At 64.0% G+C, this 19,658-nt stretch carries 20 protein-coding genes; 7 read left to right on the top strand and 13 right to left on the bottom strand.

Annotated elements, in window-relative coordinates; genetic code table 11:
• Positions 1-37 precede the first annotated feature (37 nt).
• Together EN859_RS30680 and EN859_RS30675 are read left to right on the top strand one after the other, a co-directional pair.
• A complete protein-coding gene (locus tag EN859_RS30680) occupies positions 38-862 on the top strand; it encodes an ABC transporter permease (protein ID WP_127856340.1) in 825 nt (274 codons plus the stop codon).
• Entirely contained in the window at positions 859-2,685 is a 1,827-nt protein-coding gene (locus EN859_RS30675) for an ABC transporter ATP-binding protein (protein WP_127856320.1), read from the top strand. Before EN859_RS30680 ends, EN859_RS30675 begins: the two co-directional genes overlap by 4 nt.
• 68 nt (positions 2,686-2,753) lie before the next feature.
• Here the strand turns inward: EN859_RS30675 and EN859_RS30670 are convergent, their stop codons facing one another.
• Positions 2,754-4,079: an FAD-binding oxidoreductase gene (locus EN859_RS30670; RefSeq protein WP_127856321.1), complete on the bottom strand. Its 1,326-nt coding sequence runs from the start codon at positions 4,077-4,079 to the stop codon at positions 2,754-2,756.
• Positions 4,080-4,417: 338 nt separating this feature from the next.
• Here EN859_RS30670 and EN859_RS30665 point away from each other — a divergent pair, with 338 nt between their 5' ends.
• On the top strand, positions 4,418-4,894 hold the full coding sequence (locus EN859_RS30665) for an Lrp/AsnC family transcriptional regulator (protein ID WP_127856322.1): 477 nt from the start codon (positions 4,418-4,420) through the stop codon (positions 4,892-4,894).
• 12 nt (positions 4,895-4,906) lie between these two features.
• On the opposite strand, the gene EN859_RS30660 is transcribed toward EN859_RS30665, so the two are convergent.
• Together EN859_RS30660 and EN859_RS30655 are read right to left on the bottom strand one after the other, a co-directional pair.
• On the bottom strand, positions 4,907-6,280 hold the full coding sequence (locus tag EN859_RS30660; protein ID WP_127856323.1) for an aspartate aminotransferase family protein: 1,374 nt from the start codon (positions 6,278-6,280) through the stop codon (positions 4,907-4,909).
• Positions 6,281-6,294: 14 nt separating this feature from the next.
• The gene (locus tag EN859_RS30655) at positions 6,295-7,131 is read right to left on the bottom strand and encodes a GNAT family N-acetyltransferase (RefSeq protein WP_127856324.1); all 837 of its coding nucleotides are present in this window, start codon (positions 7,129-7,131) and stop codon (positions 6,295-6,297) included.
• Positions 7,132-7,438: 307 nt separating this feature from the next.
• On the opposite strand from EN859_RS30655, the gene EN859_RS30650 reads away from it, so the two are divergent.
• Positions 7,439-8,107 carry a haloacid dehalogenase type II gene (locus EN859_RS30650; protein ID WP_127856325.1) on the top strand — a complete coding sequence of 223 codons (669 nt, stop codon included), beginning with the start codon at positions 7,439-7,441 and terminating at the stop codon, positions 8,105-8,107.
• Between the two features lie 13 nt (positions 8,108-8,120).
• The gene (locus EN859_RS30645) at positions 8,121-9,398 is read left to right on the top strand and encodes an FAD-binding oxidoreductase (protein ID WP_127856341.1); all 1,278 of its coding nucleotides are present in this window, start codon (positions 8,121-8,123) and stop codon (positions 9,396-9,398) included.
• 17 nt (positions 9,399-9,415) lie between these two features.
• Here the strand turns inward: EN859_RS30645 and EN859_RS30640 are convergent, their stop codons facing one another.
• The 6 genes from EN859_RS30640 to argE form a co-directional block, all read right to left on the bottom strand.
• Positions 9,416-10,873: an NAD-dependent succinate-semialdehyde dehydrogenase gene (locus EN859_RS30640; protein WP_127856326.1), complete on the bottom strand. Its 1,458-nt coding sequence runs from the start codon at positions 10,871-10,873 to the stop codon at positions 9,416-9,418.
• Positions 10,874-10,888: 15 nt separating this feature from the next.
• Entirely contained in the window at positions 10,889-11,932 is a 1,044-nt protein-coding gene (locus EN859_RS30635; protein WP_127856327.1) for a tartrate dehydrogenase, read from the bottom strand.
• 14 nt (positions 11,933-11,946) lie between these two features.
• The gene (locus EN859_RS30630) at positions 11,947-13,410 is read right to left on the bottom strand and encodes an aldehyde dehydrogenase family protein (RefSeq protein WP_127856328.1); all 1,464 of its coding nucleotides are present in this window, start codon (positions 13,408-13,410) and stop codon (positions 11,947-11,949) included.
• 169 nt (positions 13,411-13,579) lie between these two features.
• The gene (locus EN859_RS30625; protein WP_127856329.1) at positions 13,580-13,936 is read right to left on the bottom strand and encodes a cupin domain-containing protein; all 357 of its coding nucleotides are present in this window, start codon (positions 13,934-13,936) and stop codon (positions 13,580-13,582) included.
• Positions 13,937-13,959: 23 nt separating this feature from the next.
• A complete protein-coding gene (locus EN859_RS30620; protein ID WP_127856330.1) occupies positions 13,960-14,883 on the bottom strand; it encodes a glyoxylate/hydroxypyruvate reductase A in 924 nt (307 codons plus the stop codon).
• Between the two features lie 119 nt (positions 14,884-15,002).
• Positions 15,003-16,127 carry an acetylornithine deacetylase gene (argE, locus tag EN859_RS30615; protein ID WP_127856331.1) on the bottom strand — a complete coding sequence of 375 codons (1,125 nt, stop codon included), beginning with the start codon at positions 16,125-16,127 and terminating at the stop codon, positions 15,003-15,005.
• 277 nt (positions 16,128-16,404) lie between these two features.
• On the opposite strand from argE, the gene EN859_RS30610 reads away from it, so the two are divergent.
• Positions 16,405-17,301 carry a GNAT family N-acetyltransferase gene (locus EN859_RS30610; RefSeq protein WP_127856332.1) on the top strand — a complete coding sequence of 299 codons (897 nt, stop codon included), beginning with the start codon at positions 16,405-16,407 and terminating at the stop codon, positions 17,299-17,301.
• Positions 17,302-17,615: 314 nt separating this feature from the next.
• Here the strand turns inward: EN859_RS30610 and EN859_RS39745 are convergent, their stop codons facing one another.
• From EN859_RS39745 to EN859_RS30600, 3 genes are all read right to left on the bottom strand, one after another.
• Complete coding sequence (locus tag EN859_RS39745) at positions 17,616-18,197, bottom strand: tyrosine-type recombinase/integrase (protein ID WP_245525796.1); 582 nt, start codon at positions 18,195-18,197, stop codon at positions 17,616-17,618.
• Between the two features lie 92 nt (positions 18,198-18,289).
• Positions 18,290-18,748 carry a hypothetical protein gene (locus EN859_RS39740; RefSeq protein WP_245525788.1) on the bottom strand — a complete coding sequence of 153 codons (459 nt, stop codon included), beginning with the start codon at positions 18,746-18,748 and terminating at the stop codon, positions 18,290-18,292.
• Positions 18,749-18,760: 12 nt separating this feature from the next.
• On the bottom strand, positions 18,761-19,006 hold the full coding sequence (locus EN859_RS30600) for a hypothetical protein (protein ID WP_127856342.1): 246 nt from the start codon (positions 19,004-19,006) through the stop codon (positions 18,761-18,763).
• Positions 19,007-19,182: 176 nt separating this feature from the next.
• Here EN859_RS30600 and EN859_RS30595 point away from each other — a divergent pair, with 176 nt between their 5' ends.
• Positions 19,183-19,455: a hypothetical protein gene (locus tag EN859_RS30595; RefSeq protein ID WP_245525787.1), complete on the top strand. Its 273-nt coding sequence runs from the start codon at positions 19,183-19,185 to the stop codon at positions 19,453-19,455.
• A gap of 53 nt (positions 19,456-19,508) precedes the next feature.
• Here EN859_RS30595 and EN859_RS30590 read toward each other — a convergent pair.
• A partial coding sequence (locus tag EN859_RS30590) for a LuxR C-terminal-related transcriptional regulator (protein ID WP_245525795.1) occupies positions 19,509-19,658 on the bottom strand: 150 nt, incomplete at its 5' end.

Genomic DNA, 19,658 nt, shown 5'->3' with positions numbered 1-19,658 from the left:
CAAGCACACGGATACCATTCCCGAGACCCGACGAAGGATGCTTGGCGCAGGCAGCCTGACCATCTCCATGGTCGGTGCGATCTGCTTCTGCATCATACTGTTTTGGGTCGTCATTGCACTCGTCGGTCCCTGGCTTGCGCCGTACCCGATCGGCAAGATCGTCAGCATGGACGTGTTCACCTCGCCGAGCCGCGACTATCTGCTCGGCACCGACTATCTGGGTCGCGACATGCTGAGCCGCATCATTCTCGGCGCGCGATACACGGTCGGCGTCTCGATCGCGGCCGCCTTCATCGCCTGCACCATCGGCGTCGCACTCGGCATGATCAGCGCGGTGCTGGGGGGCTGGTTCGATACCATCGTCAGCCGTGGCATTGATGCGCTGATTGCGATCCCGCATCTGATGTTCGGTCTCGTCATCATCGCGGCGATCGGCAGTTCGCTCCCGGTGCTGGTGGGGACGCTCGCTTTTCTTTATTTCCCTGGCTCTTTCCGCATCGCGCGTGCGCTCGCCGTCAATATCAACGAACTCGATTTCGTGCAGGTCGCCAAGGCCCGCGGCGAAGGCTTCTTCTATACGGTTCGTGAGGAGATCCTGCCCAACATGATCGGGCCGGTTCTGGCGGATTTCGGCCTGCGCTTCGTGTTCATCGTGCTTCTGCTGAGCGGCCTCAGCTTCCTAGGTCTGGGCGTGCAGCCGCCCAACGCCGACTGGGGCGCGCTGGTGCGCGAGAACGTGTCCGGCCTGGCCTATGGCGCTCCCGCCGTGATCATGCCGTCGCTCGCCATCGCCTCGCTGACGATCAGCGTTAATCTGGCGATTGACAATCTTCCGCGTCGTTTGCGGGATCGCCTGCCATGACCGAGCTCGTCGAAGTCAAGAACCTACGCGTCATCGCCCGCAGCGACAGTGGCCGCGAGACGCCGATCGTCCATGATATCCGCTTTACCGTCCCTCGAGGAAAAGTCGTCGCGCTGATCGGCGAATCCGGTTCGGGCAAAACCACGATCGCGCTTTCGCTGATGGGCTATGCCCGCAGCGGCTGCCGCATCACCAGTGGCTCGGTCAGGATCGGCGAGCGTGAAATCCTGTCGCTGTCGGAAGCGGAAAAGGCCAAAATCCGCGGCCGCAATGTCAGCTACATCGCACAAAGCGCGGCTGCCGCCTTCAACCCGGCCAGGACGATCATGTCGCAGGTTGTTGAAAGCGCGATGATCCACAAGCTGATGCCCAAGGCCGAGGCCGAAGCGAAGGCAGTGGAGCTGTTTCGCGCGTTGGCGCTGCCCGATCCCGAAGGGGTCGGATCGCGCTATCCGCACCAGGTATCGGGCGGCCAGCTGCAGCGCCTGGCTGCGGCAATGGCGCTGATCTCTGAACCGGAGCTGGTGATCTTCGACGAACCGACGACGGCGCTCGACGTTACCACCCAGATCGAGGTTTTGCGCTCGTTCAAGTCGGTGATCCGTGAGCGCAACACCACGGGCGTCTATGTCTCCCACGATCTTGCGGTCGTCGCACAGATCGCCGACCACATCATCGTGCTGCGCAACGGCTCCATTCAGGAAAGCGCTCCGACCGAACAGATCCTCGCGAATGCGCATAGCCCCTATACCCGCAGTCTGCTGGCCGCGGCCAATCCCGCCGTGCATGCTCAGGCCGCTCCGCCTGCCGAAAAGGCTGAGGACGTGCCCTTGCTCGAGGTCGAAGGCCTTGTCGCGGGCTACGGCAAGCCCGGCCCGGACGGCTTGCCGAATGTGACCGTGCTCAACGACGTCGGCCTCAGCCTGCAGCCGGGGACGAATCTCGGCGTCATTGGCGAGTCCGGCTGCGGCAAGAGCACTCTGGCCCGCGTCATCGCCGGGCTGCTTCCCGCGGCGGGCGGCAGGGTGAAGTTCCGCGGCGAAACTCTGGCCGGATCGGTGGCAGATCGCTCCAAGGATCAGCTGCGCAACATCCAGATCGTTTTCCAGATGGCCGACACGGCCCTCAACCCGACCCGCTCGGTCGCGCAGATCCTGGGACGGCCGCTGACCTTCTATCATGACGTGAAGGGTGCCGAGCGGACCAGAAGGGTGCGCCAGCTGCTCGATCTCGTGCATCTACCGGCCAACATGGCCGAGCGCCTTCCGGGCGAGCTTTCCGGTGGCCAGAAACAGCGCGTCAATCTTGCTCGCGCACTAGCAGCCGAGCCGGCGCTGATTCTGTGCGATGAGGTGACGTCGGCCCTCGACACCGTGGTCGCCGCGGCGATCCTCGACCTGCTGGCCGAGTTACGCAGGGAATTGAAGCTTTCCTATCTGTTCATCAGCCATGACCTGTCGACGGTGCGCGCGATCTGCGACGATGTCATGGTGCTCTACGCCGGACGCAAGGTCGAAGCCGGCAGCGGCGCTTCAATGCGCGCCGCTCCGTTGCACCCCTATTCGGACCTGCTGGTGTCCTCGATCCCCGAATTGCGGACAGGCTGGCTGGATGGGCTAGACAAGAAGGCCGCCGAGGCGGATGGCGGCATCGCTGCCGTGCTGGCGCGCGCCGACCGTTGCCCCTTCGTGTCACGCTGCCCGGTGCGGAAGCCCGGCGTCTGCGATGTCCTGGAGCCCCCGGTGCGCCACTTGTCGAAGGGAAGCGACATCCTGTGCCATCTGGAGGAGCGGGAATTGCTGGCGCTGGGCGTGGGTGCCTAATTTAGGAGCTTGCACCAAAGCCCAAAAACTCGCCCCGGCAGAACACTTCAATCAAGACTGAAGAGGTTTCAGAACTCCGCCACCTTGCCCCAGGCAGATGAGGCGAGACGTTCCGGGCGATAGGGTATGGGATCGACCAGAGGCGGAGCTCCGGTTGCAAGATCGGCGATCATGTGGCCGGCGCCGGGGCCAATGCCGAAGCCATGGCCGCTGAAGCCTGCTGCCAGGATGAAGCCTGGCAGCCCCTCTACCTCGCCGATGGCGGGAACGCCGTCCGGCGTGCTGTCGATATAGCCTGCCCAACTGGCCGCGATAGCCACATTTTGCAGCGCCGGCAGCAGCTGGCAGGCGCGTCGGTGCGTTTCTCGGATCAGCCGCTGGTTCGGGCGCGGGTCGAGAATGCGGTTGCGCTCCATAGGCGTTGGCGCATCGAGTCGCCAGCGCGTCAGTGTCTCGTGTCCCGACTGCCACCCTTGCAAGGTACCGGGCGCGAGGCTGCGCCAGCGTCGGGCGAACATCGGCACAAATTCACGGGCGAAACGAAGCTGCTGCGGCGTCGGATCGATGCTGGCACGGCCGCTGATGGCCAGCGTGTGGCCGCCGTCGCCGCGACGGGTGACCGAGACATCGCCGGTGTGCAGCGCATCCGGCAGCCCTGAAGGTCCAGGTGCCAGCGAAAGGATCGAAGAGCGCACGGAGGCTTGCGGAAAGCGTATGCCGAGCTGGCGACAGAAGGACGAAGCCCAAGCGCCCGCCGACAGCACCACGGTCCTGGTACGGATCGTGCCTGCCTCGGTGACTACGGCACTGACGCGGCCGGCTTCGGTCTCGATGCCGCGCGCGGCGCACATCTGATGGACGCTTCCGCCGGCCTTCAGGATGCCCAGCGCCACCACGGGAGCCGCGCGGGACGGGTCGGCGGTGCCGTCGGAGGGTGAAAAGACACCGCCCTTCCAGCGCTGGCCGGTGGCCTTGCCATGCTCGCTCGCCTCGCCGGCGCTGAGCATATGCGTGGTCACGCCGACGCTGCGCGCGAAATCGCGCCAGCGGGCCCAGCCCGCAATCTCGGCCTCGTTGTTGCTGAGATAAAGCAGGCCGCAGCGCCGGAAGCCCGGATCCTGGCCGATCTCGCCGGCAAGCTGCTGCCAGAGATCGAGGCTTGCCGTGGCAATCGGCAGTTCCCGGGCATCGCGGTTCTGCTGCCGGCACCAGCCCCAGTTGCGGCTGGACTGTTCGGCGCCGATCCGGCCCTTTTCCAGCAGGGCCACCCGCAGGCCGCGGCGGGCGAGATAATATGCTGCGAAGGTGCCGACGATCCCACCGCCGATCACCACCACATCGGCCGTCGCAGGCAAGGCGGGCGTGGTTTCGATATGCAAAAGCGGGGCGGACATGCGAAATCTCCGGGAGCGGAGACCACTCTACTGCTCCGGGCGTGGGGACGATTGCCACAGATCGGCAGGCTGCAGCATTTTCTTTGGCCAAGCGTACGGTCGGCGGGGGATTCTGCTGATGCATGTCGCGCAAAAGCGCGCGGCGGGCCGACGAAATGCATAGAACGAAAACCTCTGGGACGCCGCATAAGTCCGTTCAAACGTGCGCTTGGATGCAGGTTTCCCGGAATTGCCGAAAGCCGGCGGCGAGTGTTTGTCCTTGCTCCCGCGCGGGTTCAGCATAATATGCTTTGATCAGATCCGCCGGCGCTGTGCCGAGCCGTTGCCTTGGACCGTGCATGAAACTCGACCGGATCGACATCAAGATCCTCTACGAACTGCAGAAGAACGGCCGCATCACCAATGTGGAACTGGCGGAGCTGGTCAATCTGTCGCCAAGTCCCTGCCTGATGCGGGTGAAGAAGCTGCAGGCTGAAGGCTATATCGTCCGCTATTCGGCGCAGATCGACATCGCCAAGCTGGGGCAGACGCTCACGGTCTTTACCGAGGTCACGCTGAAGAACCACCGACAGATCGACTTCGCGCGCTTCCTCGCTGCTGTAGAAAAGGTCGATTCGGTCGTGGAGTGCCACCTGGTTTCCGGCGGCTACGACTATCTGCTGAAATTCGTCACGGCCGGGATCGCCGAATACCAGGCGATCATGGAGCGGCTTACCGACATGGACATCGGCATCGACAAGTATTTCAGCTTCGTTGTGCTGAAGTCACCGATCGTAAAAAATTACATGCCGCTGAAGAGCCTGTTCCCGCTGTAGCGGCTCGCGCACTCACGCAAGGGCGGCGCGGACGTCCGGGTCTTCCAAAGTCTGGTCGAGGGTCATGCGCGTGCGCTCGACGATGGCGTCGATCTCGGTCTCGGTGCAGCAGAGCGGCGGCGCGTAGCCCAGCACGCCGTTGCCGAAGGCCCGGATAATGAGGCCGTTGTCCCAGGCGCGGTCGAAAATGCGCCGCGACGGATTGGCCACTGCCGGAAGCGGGGTCTTGCGCTGCTTGTCAACGACGAGCTCGATCGCGGCCAGCATGCCGCGGCCGCGCACGTCACCCACCAGCGGGTGGTCACTGAGGCGTTCGAGGCCAGCTATCAGCCGGGCCCCGGCCTTGCGGCCATTGTCCAGAAGGCCGGTTTCATAGAGCCGCAAGACCTCGAGGCCGACTGCGGCGCTGACGGGATGGGCAGAATAGGTATAGCCATGGCCGACGGCTGTTTCACCCGCGCCATCGGCGATCGTGTCGTAGACATGGTCGGACATGAAAACCGCCCCCATCGGCACATAGCCTGAGGTCAGGCCTTTGGCGGTGGTCATCAGATCCGGAACGATATCGTCTTCGGAACAGGCAAACAGCGGCCCGGTGCGTCCGAAGCCGGTGATGACCTCGTCGGCGACGAAGAGGATGTCCAGCTCCGTGCACAGGTCGCGCATGGACTTCATCCAGCCCGACGGCGGCACCAGCACGCCGCCGGAGCCCTGGATCGGTTCGACATAGAAGGCCGCCACGCGATGCTGGCCGAGTTCTTCCACCTTGCGGCGCAGAGCCGCGAGCGAGGCCTCGATGATCGCCTGCGGATCGCTCCCCGCCGGGTTGCGGTAGGCGTAGTGCGACGGAATCTTGTGCTGCCAATGCAGCGGCACGTCGAAGCCGGCGTGGAAGGCTGGCAGGGCGGTGAGACCGGCCCCCACCGTCGAGGAGCCGTGATAGCCCTGTTCGATCGATATGAACTGGTTCTTCTGCGGCCTGCCTCTGGCATTCTGGTAGTAGTGGATGAAACGGACCGTGCTATCGACGGCATCGGAGCCGCCAAGCGTGAAGTAGACGTGGTTGAGGTCACCGGGCGCGCGTTCGGCGAGCTCGGCCGCGAGCCGGATGGCGGGTTCGGAGCCGAGGCCGAAATAGCCGGTGGCATAGGGCAGTTCGCGCAGCTGCCGGGTCGCGGCTTCGACGATGCTTTCCTGGCCATAGCCGGCGTTTACGCACCACAGGCCGGCAAAACCGTCGATCATTTGATGGCCGGTCGCATCGGTGACGGTGGCGCCGGTGGCGGATTTCATGACACGCACTCCGGTCCTTTCATGGCCGCGATAGGAGGCGACCGGATGCACCAGATGGGCGCGGTCGAGTTCGATCAGGGAATTGCTAAGCATGTCTTCCTCCGGGTTCAGCCAAGGGCCTGACTGGCCAGGGCATAGGTCTGGGCGCGAGACGTGGCGGGCGATGCGGCGCCGTCCCGGCGCATGGCGATACCGCCTCCGACCTTGGCCAGACCCAGTTCGGCAAGCCATGGCGACAGCCCCGAACCGTTCGGCGTGTCGACGCGCACAAGGCCGCCGTGGCCGGCGGCAAACAGGAACGAGAGCAGGTTGCGGGCGTCGTCTGCCGTCTCTGCCACGACGGGTCCCGCGACCTTACCCCGACCGAAGACGCGCAATGCGGCAAAGCCGGCCGGTCCTTCCGGTCGGCGCAGAACCGCTATTCGTGCCTGCTCGGAAAGCAGCCCGATCAAGCCGGAGCGGTCCATGCCGCAGGCCGAACGATCCAGCTCCACGAGCCTGCCGATATCGTCGGAGGTAGCCCACGCGACATCCGCGCTGGAGCCAGTCTCAACGGGCATGCCCTGATGCTGCGAAATCTCGCCTGTCGCCCGGAAGCCGAGCTTCTCATAAAGCGGCAGGCCTTCGCCTGTCGCCACAAGCCGGCATTCGCGGCCTTCGGTCGCCTGCAAGGCCAGATCCATGAGCTTGCGGCCGATGCCGCGGCCCCGCATCACGGCATCGACGATCACCATGTTGATGGTGGCGGCAGCTTTGCCGTAGCGCGTGACCAACGTGGTTCCGACGACGCGGTCGCCCTCCAGCGCGACGGTGCCGGTGCTGAGCGCCAGCATCATCGCCCAGTCCTCCCGCCTGTGCGGCCATCCGGCCTGCGACGACAGAGCCACTGCGCCGTCGAGGTGCTCCGGGGCAAAATCCACAAGTGTGATCTCGGTTGTATGCATGGCCTATGTCCGGCGGTTGCTCGACCCTGTGATAGACCCGGAGACAAAGAAGATCGTCCCGAGGACGTGCGCGATGCGGTATCTTCCGCCGTCCCTCGCCGCGCTTGCCGCATCTTCTGCCGCCGGCTGGTGATCGCGGCGAATGTCCGCTCGACGCAAGCGGGCGGAGACGGCACATCTCTCTGGCGCGACGACAATCATACGAAACAATCTGCTTTCAATCGTCGCAATTGCGGTGATCGAACGGAGGTCTGTCTGCCTATGATGCAGCCCAGGCCCGCACGGCAACCTGGAGGACTTTCGCGACATGGCACAGTTCCGGCCCAAATACATCACCTTCGACTGCTACGGCACGCTCACCAACTTCCAGATGGCCGAGGCCGCGCAGAAGTTATACGGGGCCCAGATCGACGGGCCCGGCATGGCGCAGTTCATCAAGAATTTCGCGGCCTACCGGCTGGACGAAATCCTGGGAGACTGGAAGCCCTATAACGAAGTCATTCACAACGCCGTCGAACGCACCTGCCGCAAGAATGGCGTGACCTTCCGCGCTGAGGACGCACGCACCATCTACGACACGGTGCCGAGCTGGGGCCCGCATCCGGACGTGCCGGCCGGTCTGGCAAAGGTGGCCAGGGAGATCCCGCTGGTCATCCTCTCCAACGCCATGAACGAGCAGATCCTGTCGAATGTTGAGAAGCTTGGCGCGCCCTTCCACGCCGTCTACACCGCCCAGCAGGCCAATGCCTACAAGCCGCGCTTCAAGGCCTTCGAATACATGTTCGACATGCTGGGCTGCGGTCCGCAGGACGTGCTGCACTGCTCGTCTTCGTTCCGTTACGATCTGATGTCCGCCTATGACCTTGGCATCAAGCACAAGGTCTGGGTCAATCGCGGCCACGAGCCCGCCAACCCTTACTATGAGTACACCGAGATCAAGGACATCTCGGGCTTGCCCGGGGTTGTCGGACTCTGACGGAGTTTCCATGATGAAGTTCGAGTCCTACTGGCACGATACAGCTCCGGTCTTCGCGGGAGCGGCGAAAGGGCCGGTCGAGAGCCGCTATGACGTGGCCGTGATCGGCGGCGGCTTTACCGGGCTGGCGGCGGCGCGGCATCTCGCTACAGCCGGCGCCAAGGTGGTCGTGATGGAGGCAGGCCGCGTCGGCTGCGGCGCCTCGGGCCGCAATGGCGGTCACCTCAACAACGGCCTCGCCCATAGCTTCCTTGCCGCCAAGTCTGAACTAGGCACCGAGCGCGCCGTGGCGCTCTATCGCGCCTTCGACGATTCCGTCGACACGATCGAACGCATCGTGGCGGAGGAGGGGATCGATTGCGACTTCCGCCGTGCGGGCAAGCTGAAGCTTGCCTCCAAGCCGGCGCATTTCGAGGCGATCGCCCGCAATTTCGCGGCCGTGAATCGAGAGGTCGATTCCGACACCGAACTGCTGACGGCGGCCGACCTGAAGAGTGAGATCGGCTCGTCCGTTTTCCACGGCGCGATGCTTTCGAAGAAGAGCGCGATGATGCATATGGGGCGGTTCGTCTCGGGCATCGCCGATGCCGCCGTACGGCACGGTGCAACGATTTTCGAGGACACGCCGGTGACCGCGCGCCGCTCGGCCGCGGGGCGCCACGAGCTGACGACGCCCAGAGGCACTGTTGCCGCCGACAATGTCCTGCTGGCGACGGGCGCCTACACCACCAGTGCCTTTGGCTATTTCCGCCGCCGCATCGTGCCGGTCGGCAGTTTCATCATCGCCACGAGGCCGCTTTCCTCGGTCGAGATCGCGGCAACGGCGCCGGGCAACAGGACCTTTGTTACCTCGATGAACGTCGGCAACTACTTTCGCCTGTCGCCGGACAACCGGCTGATCTTTGGCGGCAGGGCGCGATTTTCAGCAACTTCCGACCAACGCTCGGACGGAAAGAGCGGCGCGATCCTGCGCGCAAGCCTGGCGCAGATCTTCCCGCATCTGGCCGGGGTCGAGATCGACTATTGCTGGGGCGGGCTGGTCGACATGACCAAGGACCGGTTCCCGCGCGCGGGATTTGCCGATGGTCTCTGGTTCGCCATGGGCTATTCCGGCCACGGCGCGCAGATGTCCACCCATATGGGGATGATCATCGCCGACGCCATTTTGGGCAAGCCCGACCGCAACCCGGTCGCCGGTCTTGGCTGGCCTGCTGTGCCGGGTCACTTCGGCAAGCCCTGGTTCCTGCCGATGGTCGGTCTCTACTACAAGACGCTCGACCGCTTTCAGTAGCGCCATCGGCGGACTGGCTAGCTCAGCCCGCCAATGTGGAAGCTCTTCATCTCCAGATATTCCTCGATGCCGCATTGCGCGCCTTCGCGCCCGAGGCCTGATTGCTTGACGCCGCCAAAGGGTGCGACCTCGGTTGAAATCGCGCCTGTGTTCAACCCTACCATTCCGAATTCCAGCGCTTCCGCCACCCGCCATGAGCGCTTCAGGCTCTCGGTGTAGAAATAGGCGGCCAGACCATAGGGGGTCGCGTTGGCCAGCGTGACGGCCTCCGCCTCGGTTTCGAAGCGGAACAGCGGCGCGACCGGACCGAAGGTCTCCTCGCCGGCCAAGAGCATATCAGGCGTTGCGTCGCCCAAAACCATGGGCGTCGCATATTGCTTGCCCTCCGGCATTGCCGGGCTTTTCGACAGCAGGCGAGCGCCCTTGGCCAGCGCGTCCTGGACGTGCCTGTCGATCTTGTCGATGGCGGCGGCGTTGATCATCGGACCGATCTCCACGCCTGGGTCGGTGCCGCGCCCCACCGTCATCGCCGATACCCGGGCCGAAAGTTTTTCGGCGAAGGCGTCGTAGACGCCCGCCTGCACCAGGATACGGTTCGAGCAGACGCAGGTCTGCCCGCCATTGCGGAACTTCGAGGCAATGGCGCCGTCCACGGCAAGGTCGAGGTCGGCGTCGTCGAAGACGATGAACGGCGCGTTGCCGCCGAGTTCTAGGCTGAGCCGCTTGATGCTGTCGGCGGCGCCGCGCATCAGCAGCGCACCCACCCGCGTCGAGCCGGTGAAGGAGATCTTGCGCACCGTCTCGTTGACCATCAGTTCGGTGCCGATGTCTCTGGGCATGCCGGTGAGGATATTGATGACCCCGGCGGGAATGCCGGCGCGCTCCGCCAGGACGCCGAGCGCCAGCGCCGAGAACGGGGTGAGCTCCGAGGGTTTCACCACCACGGTGCAGCCAGCCGCGAGTGCCGGCGCCACCTTCCTAGTGATCATCGCATTGGGAAAGTTCCACGGCGTGATAATGGCGCAGACGCCGACAGGCTCCTTCAGCACCACGATGCGCCGGTCCGGCGTCGGCGAGGGGATGGTGGTGCCGCCGATCCGCCGCGCCTCCTCCGCGAACCATTTAACGAAGGAGGCGCCGTAGCGGATTTCGCCAAGCGCCTCGGCCAGCGGCTTGCCTTGCTCCAGTGTCAGGATGCGGGCCAGATCCTGCTGATGCTCGATCATCAGACCGTGCCATGCTGCGAGCAGCGCAGCGCGCTCGGCATGCGTTTTCGCCCGCCACGGCCGGAAGGCCGCTTCGGCCGCCTCGATCGCAAAACGGGTCTCGGCGCCGCCGGCGTCCGGAACGGTGCCGATCGCCGCCTGTGTGGCGGGATCGATCACCTCGACAGTGGCGCCGGAAACCGCGTCCTGCCATCGGCCGCCGATAAGGCATTGCTGCCGGAACAGGTCTCTATCCTTCAAATCCTTCATCTCATCCCCCAAGGTTCAGGCAAGCGTTTCCAGCACGGCCGCGGTAATCGTCTCCGTCCGGTCCTTTCTGGGCTGCGTGCCGATGCCGCGCGCGGTCGCGGCTTCGATTGCCGCGATTACCTTTGCCGCCGCGGCCTCCTCACCCAAATGGCTGAGCATCATCGCCCCGGACCAGATGGCGGCGATCGGGTTGGCGATGCCGAGATGAGCGATGTCGGGGGCAGAGCCGTGCACCGGTTCGAACATCGAAGGCGCGCTGCGATCCGGGTTGATGTTGGCGGAGGCGGCGAAGCCGAGGCCACCCTGGATCGCCGCGCCCAGATCGGTGAGGATGTCGCCGAACAGGTTGGAGGCAACGACGACATCGAGGCTTTCCGGCGCCATCACCATCCGCGCCGCCATGGCGTCGATGTGGTAGCTGGTGACCTGGACATCCGGATATTCGGGGGCGAGGCGCGCCGTGACCTCGTCCCAGAACACCATCGAATATTTCTGCGCATTCGACTTGGTGACCGAAGCGAGTTTTAGCTTCCTCGACCGCGCCCGTTCGAAGCCAAAGCGCAGGATCCGCTCGACGCCCCTGCGGGTGAAGATCGAGGCCTCCACGGCCACCTCGTCACCGGTGCCCTGGTGCACGCGGCCACCGGCGCCGGAATATTCGCCCTCGGTATTTTCGCGGATGCAGAGGATGTCGAAATTGGCGGCCTTCAGCGGGCCCTCGACCCCGGCCAGCAGCCGGTGCGGCCGGATGTTGGCATATTGCACGAACGCCTTGCGGATCGGCAGAAGCAGTCCATGCAGAGACACCGAGTCCGGAACTTCCGCCGGCCAGCCGACGGCGCCGAGCAGGATCGCGTCGAAGCCGCGCAAGGTGTCGATCGCGTCTTCGGGCATCATCCTGCCGGTCTGCTTGTAGTAAGTGCAGGACCACGGAAAGCGCTGGCCCTGCAGCGCGAAGCCGGAGCCTTTCGCGACGGCTTCCAGCACCTGCCAGGCCGCTTCGGTGACGCTCTCGCCGATGCCGTCGCCGGGGATCAATGCAATCGAATAGCTCTTCATGTTCGGTCCTCGGCCTAGAGATCGATCAGCACACTTTTGCTCTTGCGGTTGGCCAGATAGGCCTCGCGGCCAAGATCCTTGCCGATGCCGGAGCGCTTGTAGCCGCCTGTCGGCAGGATGTGGTCACGCGAGCGGTTGTAGCGGTTGACCCAGACCGTGCCTGCCTGGAGGCGCTTGGTCACCCGGATGGCGCGGGAAAGATCGCGGGTAAAGACACCGGCGGCGAGCCCATAGGTCGGATGATCGGCAAGCATCAGCGCCTCTTCCTCCTCAACAAATGTCTGCAGGGTCAAGACGGGTCCGAAGATCTCTTCGGTTACCGCGGGCGAGGACTGGCTGACGCCCTTGATCAGCGTCGGCGCGTAGAAATAGCCCTCCCGGTCGAGCCGTTTGCCGCCGACGAGGCATTCTGCGCCGGCATCGACGGCCGACCGGACGATGGCGTCGATCCGGCCGAGCTGGCGTTCCGAGATGATGGCCGAATAGCGCGTCGCCTCGTCCCAGGTTGGGCCGGGGCGGATTGCCGCCATATGAGCGGCAATGGCCTTGGCCAGCGGCTCCGCGATCGCTTCGGCCACGATCAGCCGCGAGCCGGCGACACAGGCTTGGCCCGCATTCGACAGAATGCCTTGCGCGATGGCCCTGGCCGCGAGATCAAGATCGGCATCGGCGAAGACGAGCTGCGGGCTCTTGCCGCCCAGCTCCAGGGTCATCGGCTTGATCCCGGTGCGGGCGATGTTCTGCATGATCGCAGCACCGGCGGCGGTCGATCCGGTAAAGCTGATCTTGCCGATCTCCGGATGGCCGGTGATCGCATTGCCGGTGGTCGGGCCGTCACCCAGAACGATGTTGATCAGCCCGGCGGGCAGGCCGGCCCGGACCGAGAGCTCGGCTATGTAGAGCGCCGAGAAGGGGGTCATTTCCGAGGGCTTGAGCACCACGGCATTGCCCGCGGCCAGCGCCGGCCCCAGCTTCCACCCAGCCATGGAGAGCGGGAAGTTCCACGGTGTGATCGCGCCGACGATGCCGTAGGGCTCGCTGAGGATCATTCCCAGGCTGGCGTCGGCGGTTGGCACCAGATCGCCGCCTTCCTTGTCGGCGAACTCGGCAAAGAAACGGATCTGCTCGGCCGTGATCGCGATATCGCCTTCGACCAGCTGGCCGACGGGCCGGGTGGAGGCGACGGCCTCGAGCCGGGCCATCGTCTCGGCCTCGGCCTCGATGAGGTCGGCCCAGCACTGCAGGACACGTGTGCGTTCGCGCGGGCGCAGGCCTGCCCAGCCGCTGTCCTTGAGGGCCTGCTTCGCCGCGCTGACGGCCTGGTCCACCAACCCGGCATCTGCCACCGGACAATCCGCATAGGGCGCGCCGTCCGACGGCCGATGCATCGGCAGCACGCCGGCGGCGGGGATGAGCCGTCCGCCGATGAAGTGGCCCTGAGGGAGGGCAAGCCTGTCGGGATCGAAGCTGAGGGACATGGTAGCGCCTTGTCTTGAGGACAGGGGCAACTCTAGCCATCATCGACCCGCAGTTTGCATCGACTGCAACAAAGCCGGCAATGGAATATCCCGTTTGATGCAGATTTTCAGCGCAATCTTCGGAGGTTTGGTCCGCTCTTCAGATAGGGCGTAGGACGATCCGAAAGATTCAGTCCGTGACGGTGACGTAGATCTTGCGCACGGTCTCGATCGTTCGCCATGTCCCGGTGAAGCCCGGTTTCATGACGAAGCTGTCGCCGCCACGGTAGGTGGCGGTCTTGCCGCCGTCTTCCGTCAGCTCGATTACGCCTTCGAGGATATGGCAAAATTCGAAGGTTGTTCCCTTGATTGATCGGGTCTCGCCCGGAGTCGCCTCCCATACGCCGGTATGGACCGTGCCGCCGCGCGCCATATCCTGCGCCCAGGTCTTGAAGTTGGGATCGCCAGCGACCAGGCGATCCGGCAGTGCTTTCGATTCCCGGGGGGCGTCGAGAGGCTTCGGATCGATTGTCTTGAGCAGGGACATGGATTTCCTTTCTGGAGCGAGGGTCAATAACCCCGGTTGCGGTCGACGAGACCGACGGGATCGAGTCCGGCTTCATGCCGGCGAATGTTGGCGACAACGGCTTTAGCCCCCGTCTCCGGCTGCGTGACGCTGGCTACGTGCGGTGTCAGCAGGATCTTGGGGTGACGCCAAAATGGATGGTCCGCCGACAGCGGCTCCGGATCGGTCACGTCGATCACCGCCCCGGCTAGGTGATCACTGTCCAGCGCGGCAAGCAACGCTGCGTGGTCGAGCTGAGGCGCGCGCCCGACATGCACCAGGCTCGCCCCGGCAGGCAGGCTTGCGAACACATCGGCATTGAGGAATCCGCGCGTTTCTGCGGTCAGCGGCAGGAGGCAGATCAGTATGTCTGTCTGCGAGAGGAAGGCCTTCAGCCCCGCCTCGCCGCTGTGGCAGCGGACGTCGGGGATGTCACGTGCCGACCGGCTCCAGCCCGAGAGGGCGAAACCGAACGGCCGCAGCCGATCGAGCACCGCCGATCCCAGCATGCCAAGGCCGAGGACGCCCACACGCCGCTCCGGCGCTTGCAGCACCGGACGGGCCCGCCAGTCGCCGCGTGCCTGCTGGGCAAGATAGCCCGGCAGGTCGCGGTGCAGCGCCAGCACGGCGAGCGTGGCGTACTCCTGCATCATGCGGATGATGCCCTCCTCGACCATGCGCACCAGCTTGACCTTCTCGGGCAGCAGGTCTGTGCGGAACTGGTCGACGCCGGCACCGATCGAAAACAGCACTTCCAGATTGGAAAAACTGCTGAGATCTTCGGGTGCCGACCAGGTCAGGAGATAGCGCACCTCAGCCCTGTCGATTACGGCGGGGTCGGAGGCAAAGCGCAGGTCCGGCAATTCGCGGGCGAATTCGTCGGCAAAAACCCGAACCCGCTCGGGATCGGAATTGATCAGGAAGGCCATCGGGGTCTCCTCGGCGAGGAATGGTCGAGCTTGGCCGGTGGTCCGCCGCAGGATGCGTTGAAGCGGCCGAGCCCGACGGCAGATCACGCCGAAATTCAAAGCCGGCCGAGCAGCAGGTGTCAGGAGCGGAGCCGCTCGCCCAAATCCTCGATCATCCGCTGGCAAGCGGCCACCTCGCTGATCTCTATGTATTCGTCCGGCCGGTGTGCGCGCGCGATGTCGCCCGGCCCGCAGATGATCGCCTCGATCCCGGCTGCCTGGTAGAGCCCTGCCTCGGTGCCGTAACTCACCGCGGCAAGCGGCTCTTGCCCGGTCAGGTCGCGTAGCAGGCTGGCGAGCGGTGCCTCAGCGGCGAGCGAGAGCGCTGGATATTCGCTCAAAAGGTCCCAGCCGACGTCGAACCCCTGTGCACCCAGCCTTGCAGCTGTGGCTTGCACCGGAGCCAGCAATGCGGCGGGCGAAACACCGGCAATGGCACGCGCCTCGATTTCGGCGCCGCAGAAATCCGGAATGATGTTGAGCGCCTGACCGCCGCCAATCAAACCGATCTGGAGCGAGGAATAGGGCGGCGCGAAACTCGCGTCCAGAGGTCCGGCCTTGAGCGCCTCCGCGCTCCGCACCGCCTCGGTCAGCACCGTGGCCATGGCATGGATCGCGTTCAGCCCCTGGTCGGGCCGCGAGGAGTGGCCTGAGCGGCCGCGGATTTCGATCCGGGCGGCAGCTTTGCCTTTGTGGGCGCGGACTGCGCGCATCCCACTCGGCTCGCCGACGATGCAGCCTTGCGGCTTCGCGCAGAGCTGGGGCAGATGGTCGATCAGATGGCGCACGCCGCGACAGCCTGCTTCCTCATCATAGGAAAAAGCGAGGTGGACGGGGCGGGCAAGAGGTCGGGCAGCCAGCGCGGGCAGGGCGGCCAGGACGCAGGCAAGAAAGCTTTTCATGTCGCTGGTGCCGCGTCCAAAGAGCCGCTCGCCGCGGGCGCGCAGCGTGAACGGATCGGTTGTCCAGCCCGGCTCGCTAGCAGGGACCACATCCATGTGGCCGGACAGGATGAATCCCGGCACGTCTGACGGTCCTAAAGTGGCGAACAGGTTCGCCCGGTCGCCCTCCGGTCCGGGGAGGATCGTGATTTTGGCGCCGCAACCTTCGGCATGCCTCGCGATCCAATCGACGATCGCCTTGTTCGGCTGGCCGACGACCGAGGCAAAGGCAACAAGCTGGGCCAGGATTTGCTCGGCCGTCATGTTGCTTGCTCACGGCGGCGGCAAAGGGGGCGGCCGGCAGTTCGGACTGGAGGGGACATTGCGGATCCTCTGCCGGCAATCCGGTCGACGCGACATCGACATCTCTCGGAGCCTTCTGCAACAGCATAGGGCGCATTCCAAACTCGGGATGCGGAAAGCCGTTGATCTACAGTGGAAAGTTTCGACTACAGCCTCATCTGAAGCGGATTCTGTGATTTAGATGGCTATGCTTGACTAGATGAAGTCAGGTCCATCAAATTTGCCCCGAGAGGCGTCGTTGAAGGCAGCGAAATCCATTCGGCTCAGTTCTTTCGAGTTGAAGGTCGGCGACATCGCCGGCGTTGAGCTTGAAAAGCTGCATGCGCTTTCGATCAGCGTCGGCTGGCCGCATCGGGCCGAGGACTGGCAGCTGCTGTTGGAAATGGGCGAGGGAATTGTGGCCCAGGACGAAATCGGGCGGGTCTTGGTCACCGCCATGTGGTTTCCCTTCGGAGCGAGCTTCGCCACGGTTGGCATGGTCATCACCTCGCCCCGCTTGCAGGCGCATGGTGCTGGCCGCTGGATCATGAACAATGTCTTGGCGAGGGTCGGTTCGCGCAACCTGGGGCTGAGCGCCACCCGAGCCGCGCACCGGCTCTACCTGTCCCTTGGTTTTTCTCCCGCGCGGGTCGTTTACCAATGCCAGGGCGAAGCGGCGATGCCCGCATCCACATTGCTCCCGGCCGGAGCGAGCCTGCGCGACATCGGGCCTGCCGATCTGGCCCGGCTTGTGGAGTTGGACCGCAACGCCTACGGCGTCGACCGTTCCGCGCTGCTGGCGCGGCTGCTGGACGTTTCGAAGGGGGTAGCGCTCTTGCGCGAAGACCGTATCCAGGCTTTCGCCCTCTGCCGTCCTTTCGGACGCGGGCATGTTGTCGGGCCAGTAGTGGCTGGGAAGGACGACGATGCGATTGCCGTCACGTCGCCGCATGTCGCGGAGCACGCCGGGCAGTTTCTGCGCCTCGACACGCGGCAGGAGACGGGCCCATTCCCGGCGTTCGTGGCGCGGTCAGGCCTTCCGGTCTATGATACGGTGACCAGCATGTGGCTTGGCCAGCCGTGGGCTGTCACAGGCGAACAGGATGCCGGCAAGCTGCCAGTCACCTACGCATTGGCCAGCCAGGCCTTTGGGTGATCTTTTGTTGAAAAGACGACGGGATCGTCCGTCGTGGGGGAGTCGGCCCATCGTCAGCGTCATGACCCGGATCAGATCACACGCCCAACAGCCTGCGATAGTGGAATCGACGCTGGTTCATTTCGCTAGGTTAGCCGGCCTGAGTTGGTCAGGCGGGCCTCATGGACCTGCGACCACTGCGCTAACAGCTTCGCGGTTGTTGTGGGCACGGGACCATACGGAACGATTCGGGAATACTGACGATTTTGGCCACGAAAAAGTCAATAAAATCAATATCTATGGGATATCCTCCGGGCCACCATTGTCGTTATTTATCAATGATTTATTGACCGGTTCGCAAGCAGCGGCTTCCGCGTTACCAACCGCACCACTCGGTCCATGCCCTGCACGGCCAAACGTAGCTGCGATGCTTCACGGGAGTTGAGCTCGGCGTGGTGGCCAAGGACATCCATCAGCTGCCTGGTGGATGCCTCCGCTTCGGCGGGATAGACGCCAAGCGACTTCCTCAGCCCGTGAAGCGTGAGGCCCTTCGGCAATCCGGCGAGCTTGCACCAGTGCGCCATGGCACCGGTCAGGGATTTCGCCGAGAAAGGCTGACCATATCCGGTTACAAGGACGGTTTCGCCGCGCCGGTCTGCGGCATCGAGGATCTCAGCGAGCATGGGAGTTATCGGAACGAAAAGCCGCTTTCCGCCGGTCCTTTCCTTGTTCTTGGCCTGGACAATATCAAATCCGTCGAATTGGCGCTCGACACCGTCGATAAGGACGCGATGGGTTACCCGCTGGTCCCATCGCAGGCCTGCGACGTCACCTCGACGATTGCCTAGCCAAAGGGCAAGCCCATAACAGGTACGCGCGGAAGTGCCGACGGGCCAGTGCCGTTCGAATTGTTCCATTGCCTCGCTAGGCCACGCCTTCCAGCCGGTGTAGGCAGGCCGCCATTCGACCGAGGCTGTAGGGTCTATCTCGATCCAGTCCTGGCGCAGCCCTACATAGACCAATTTGCGAATTGCGACCAACAGGTGCTTGGCCTTGTGAGGCGTGGCGATGAATCGACCCAGAAGTTCTTCGATGTGGGCACGCCTAAGATTCTTACCGGCACGTCGCGCCAGGTAAGCGGATGGTCAGGAACAACCCGCAGGTCCAGGAACTCATCGATCAGACGAGTGTTCTTTCGCCTTGTCGCTTCGGCGTGGGCAAGCCATTTGACCGATACCTGTAGCCTCTGGGTTGCCGCGCCGAACGTGCCAGGCAAGGCAGCGCCCGGCATCCTGACGACGGGCGCCTTAGGGACTTTTCGGCCTTCGACAGCAGCTTGATAAGCCTCCTTGAATCCAGGCTGATCAGGTGCAGGCAGGCTGACCACGCGCTCCTTGTTTCGATAGCGCCAGCGAACTTTGCCATGGCGATCGGTATAGGAGGAGAGGCCGGGATATTTGTCCGTCATCGCGAAACGAATCTATTCCTTTCTATGATTCCCCTGCAACAGGAAGTCGATGATATTCTCTTCATCGTCGCCTGGCAGATCGGCAAACGCAGCCTCAAGTTTGATACGATCCCAAATCACTCGACCGTCGACCTTCTTTGGCTTCGGCATGCAACGGTCCGCAACGATTTGGTCGAACTTGGTGATCCCCACGCCAACGTACCGGGCCGCTTCCTCGCGAGAGAGACCGCGCGGGGGTAGGAGAGGATCGCTCTTCACAGCTTCGTCCACGGACCGCGATCATAGTCCTCCCGCCCGGAAGGTCATTGATCACGATCAAGGAGCCGGTCGTACGACCGGCAACCAAACCGACTAAAAGCTGCGGGTTTTGGTTCGGCAGTCGCAGGCGGCAACGTGCGCGCCGGTCAGGTCGATGGCGCAGAACGATCTAGGAAATGATTCAAATCAAGGCGCGATCCGGCCATCCCGCCGATCATGAGACGATGTGGAAGCCAATCTCAAGCGCCCCGTTTGGTCGCGACCTCGAACTGGCCGTCTTTGACGAGGACGGCGAACATGCGCTTGTATTTCCCTGCACCAGGGGCAAGGAAGGCTGGAAGAATGCCGCGACCGGCGCGCGCGTCGACATCCGCCCGACCCACTGGCGCGACTGGAAGTCGGAGAGGATGCCGGCAAACAACGGTACGCCCCTCCGTGACTCTGGTTAGAGCCGCCGCGCGGCCGAATCTGCGCATGATCCCTTCCGAAAACCGATTCCGGGTCATGCGCTGGGGTTGGATTCCACGATCAACGCCATACGCACGAGGTGCGACAGGCTGCTCGCGCCCATCTTACTCATGACATTGGCGCGGTGGATCTCGACCGTGCGCGGACTGATCCCCAGATCATACGCGATCGTCTTGTTCGGCAT

Source organism: Mesorhizobium sp. M00.F.Ca.ET.216.01.1.1, assembly GCF_004010325.2.
In the GTDB taxonomy this organism is placed as follows: domain Bacteria; phylum Pseudomonadota; class Alphaproteobacteria; order Rhizobiales; family Rhizobiaceae; genus Mesorhizobium.
This window is presented reverse-complemented; position numbering and strand designations above follow the sequence as displayed.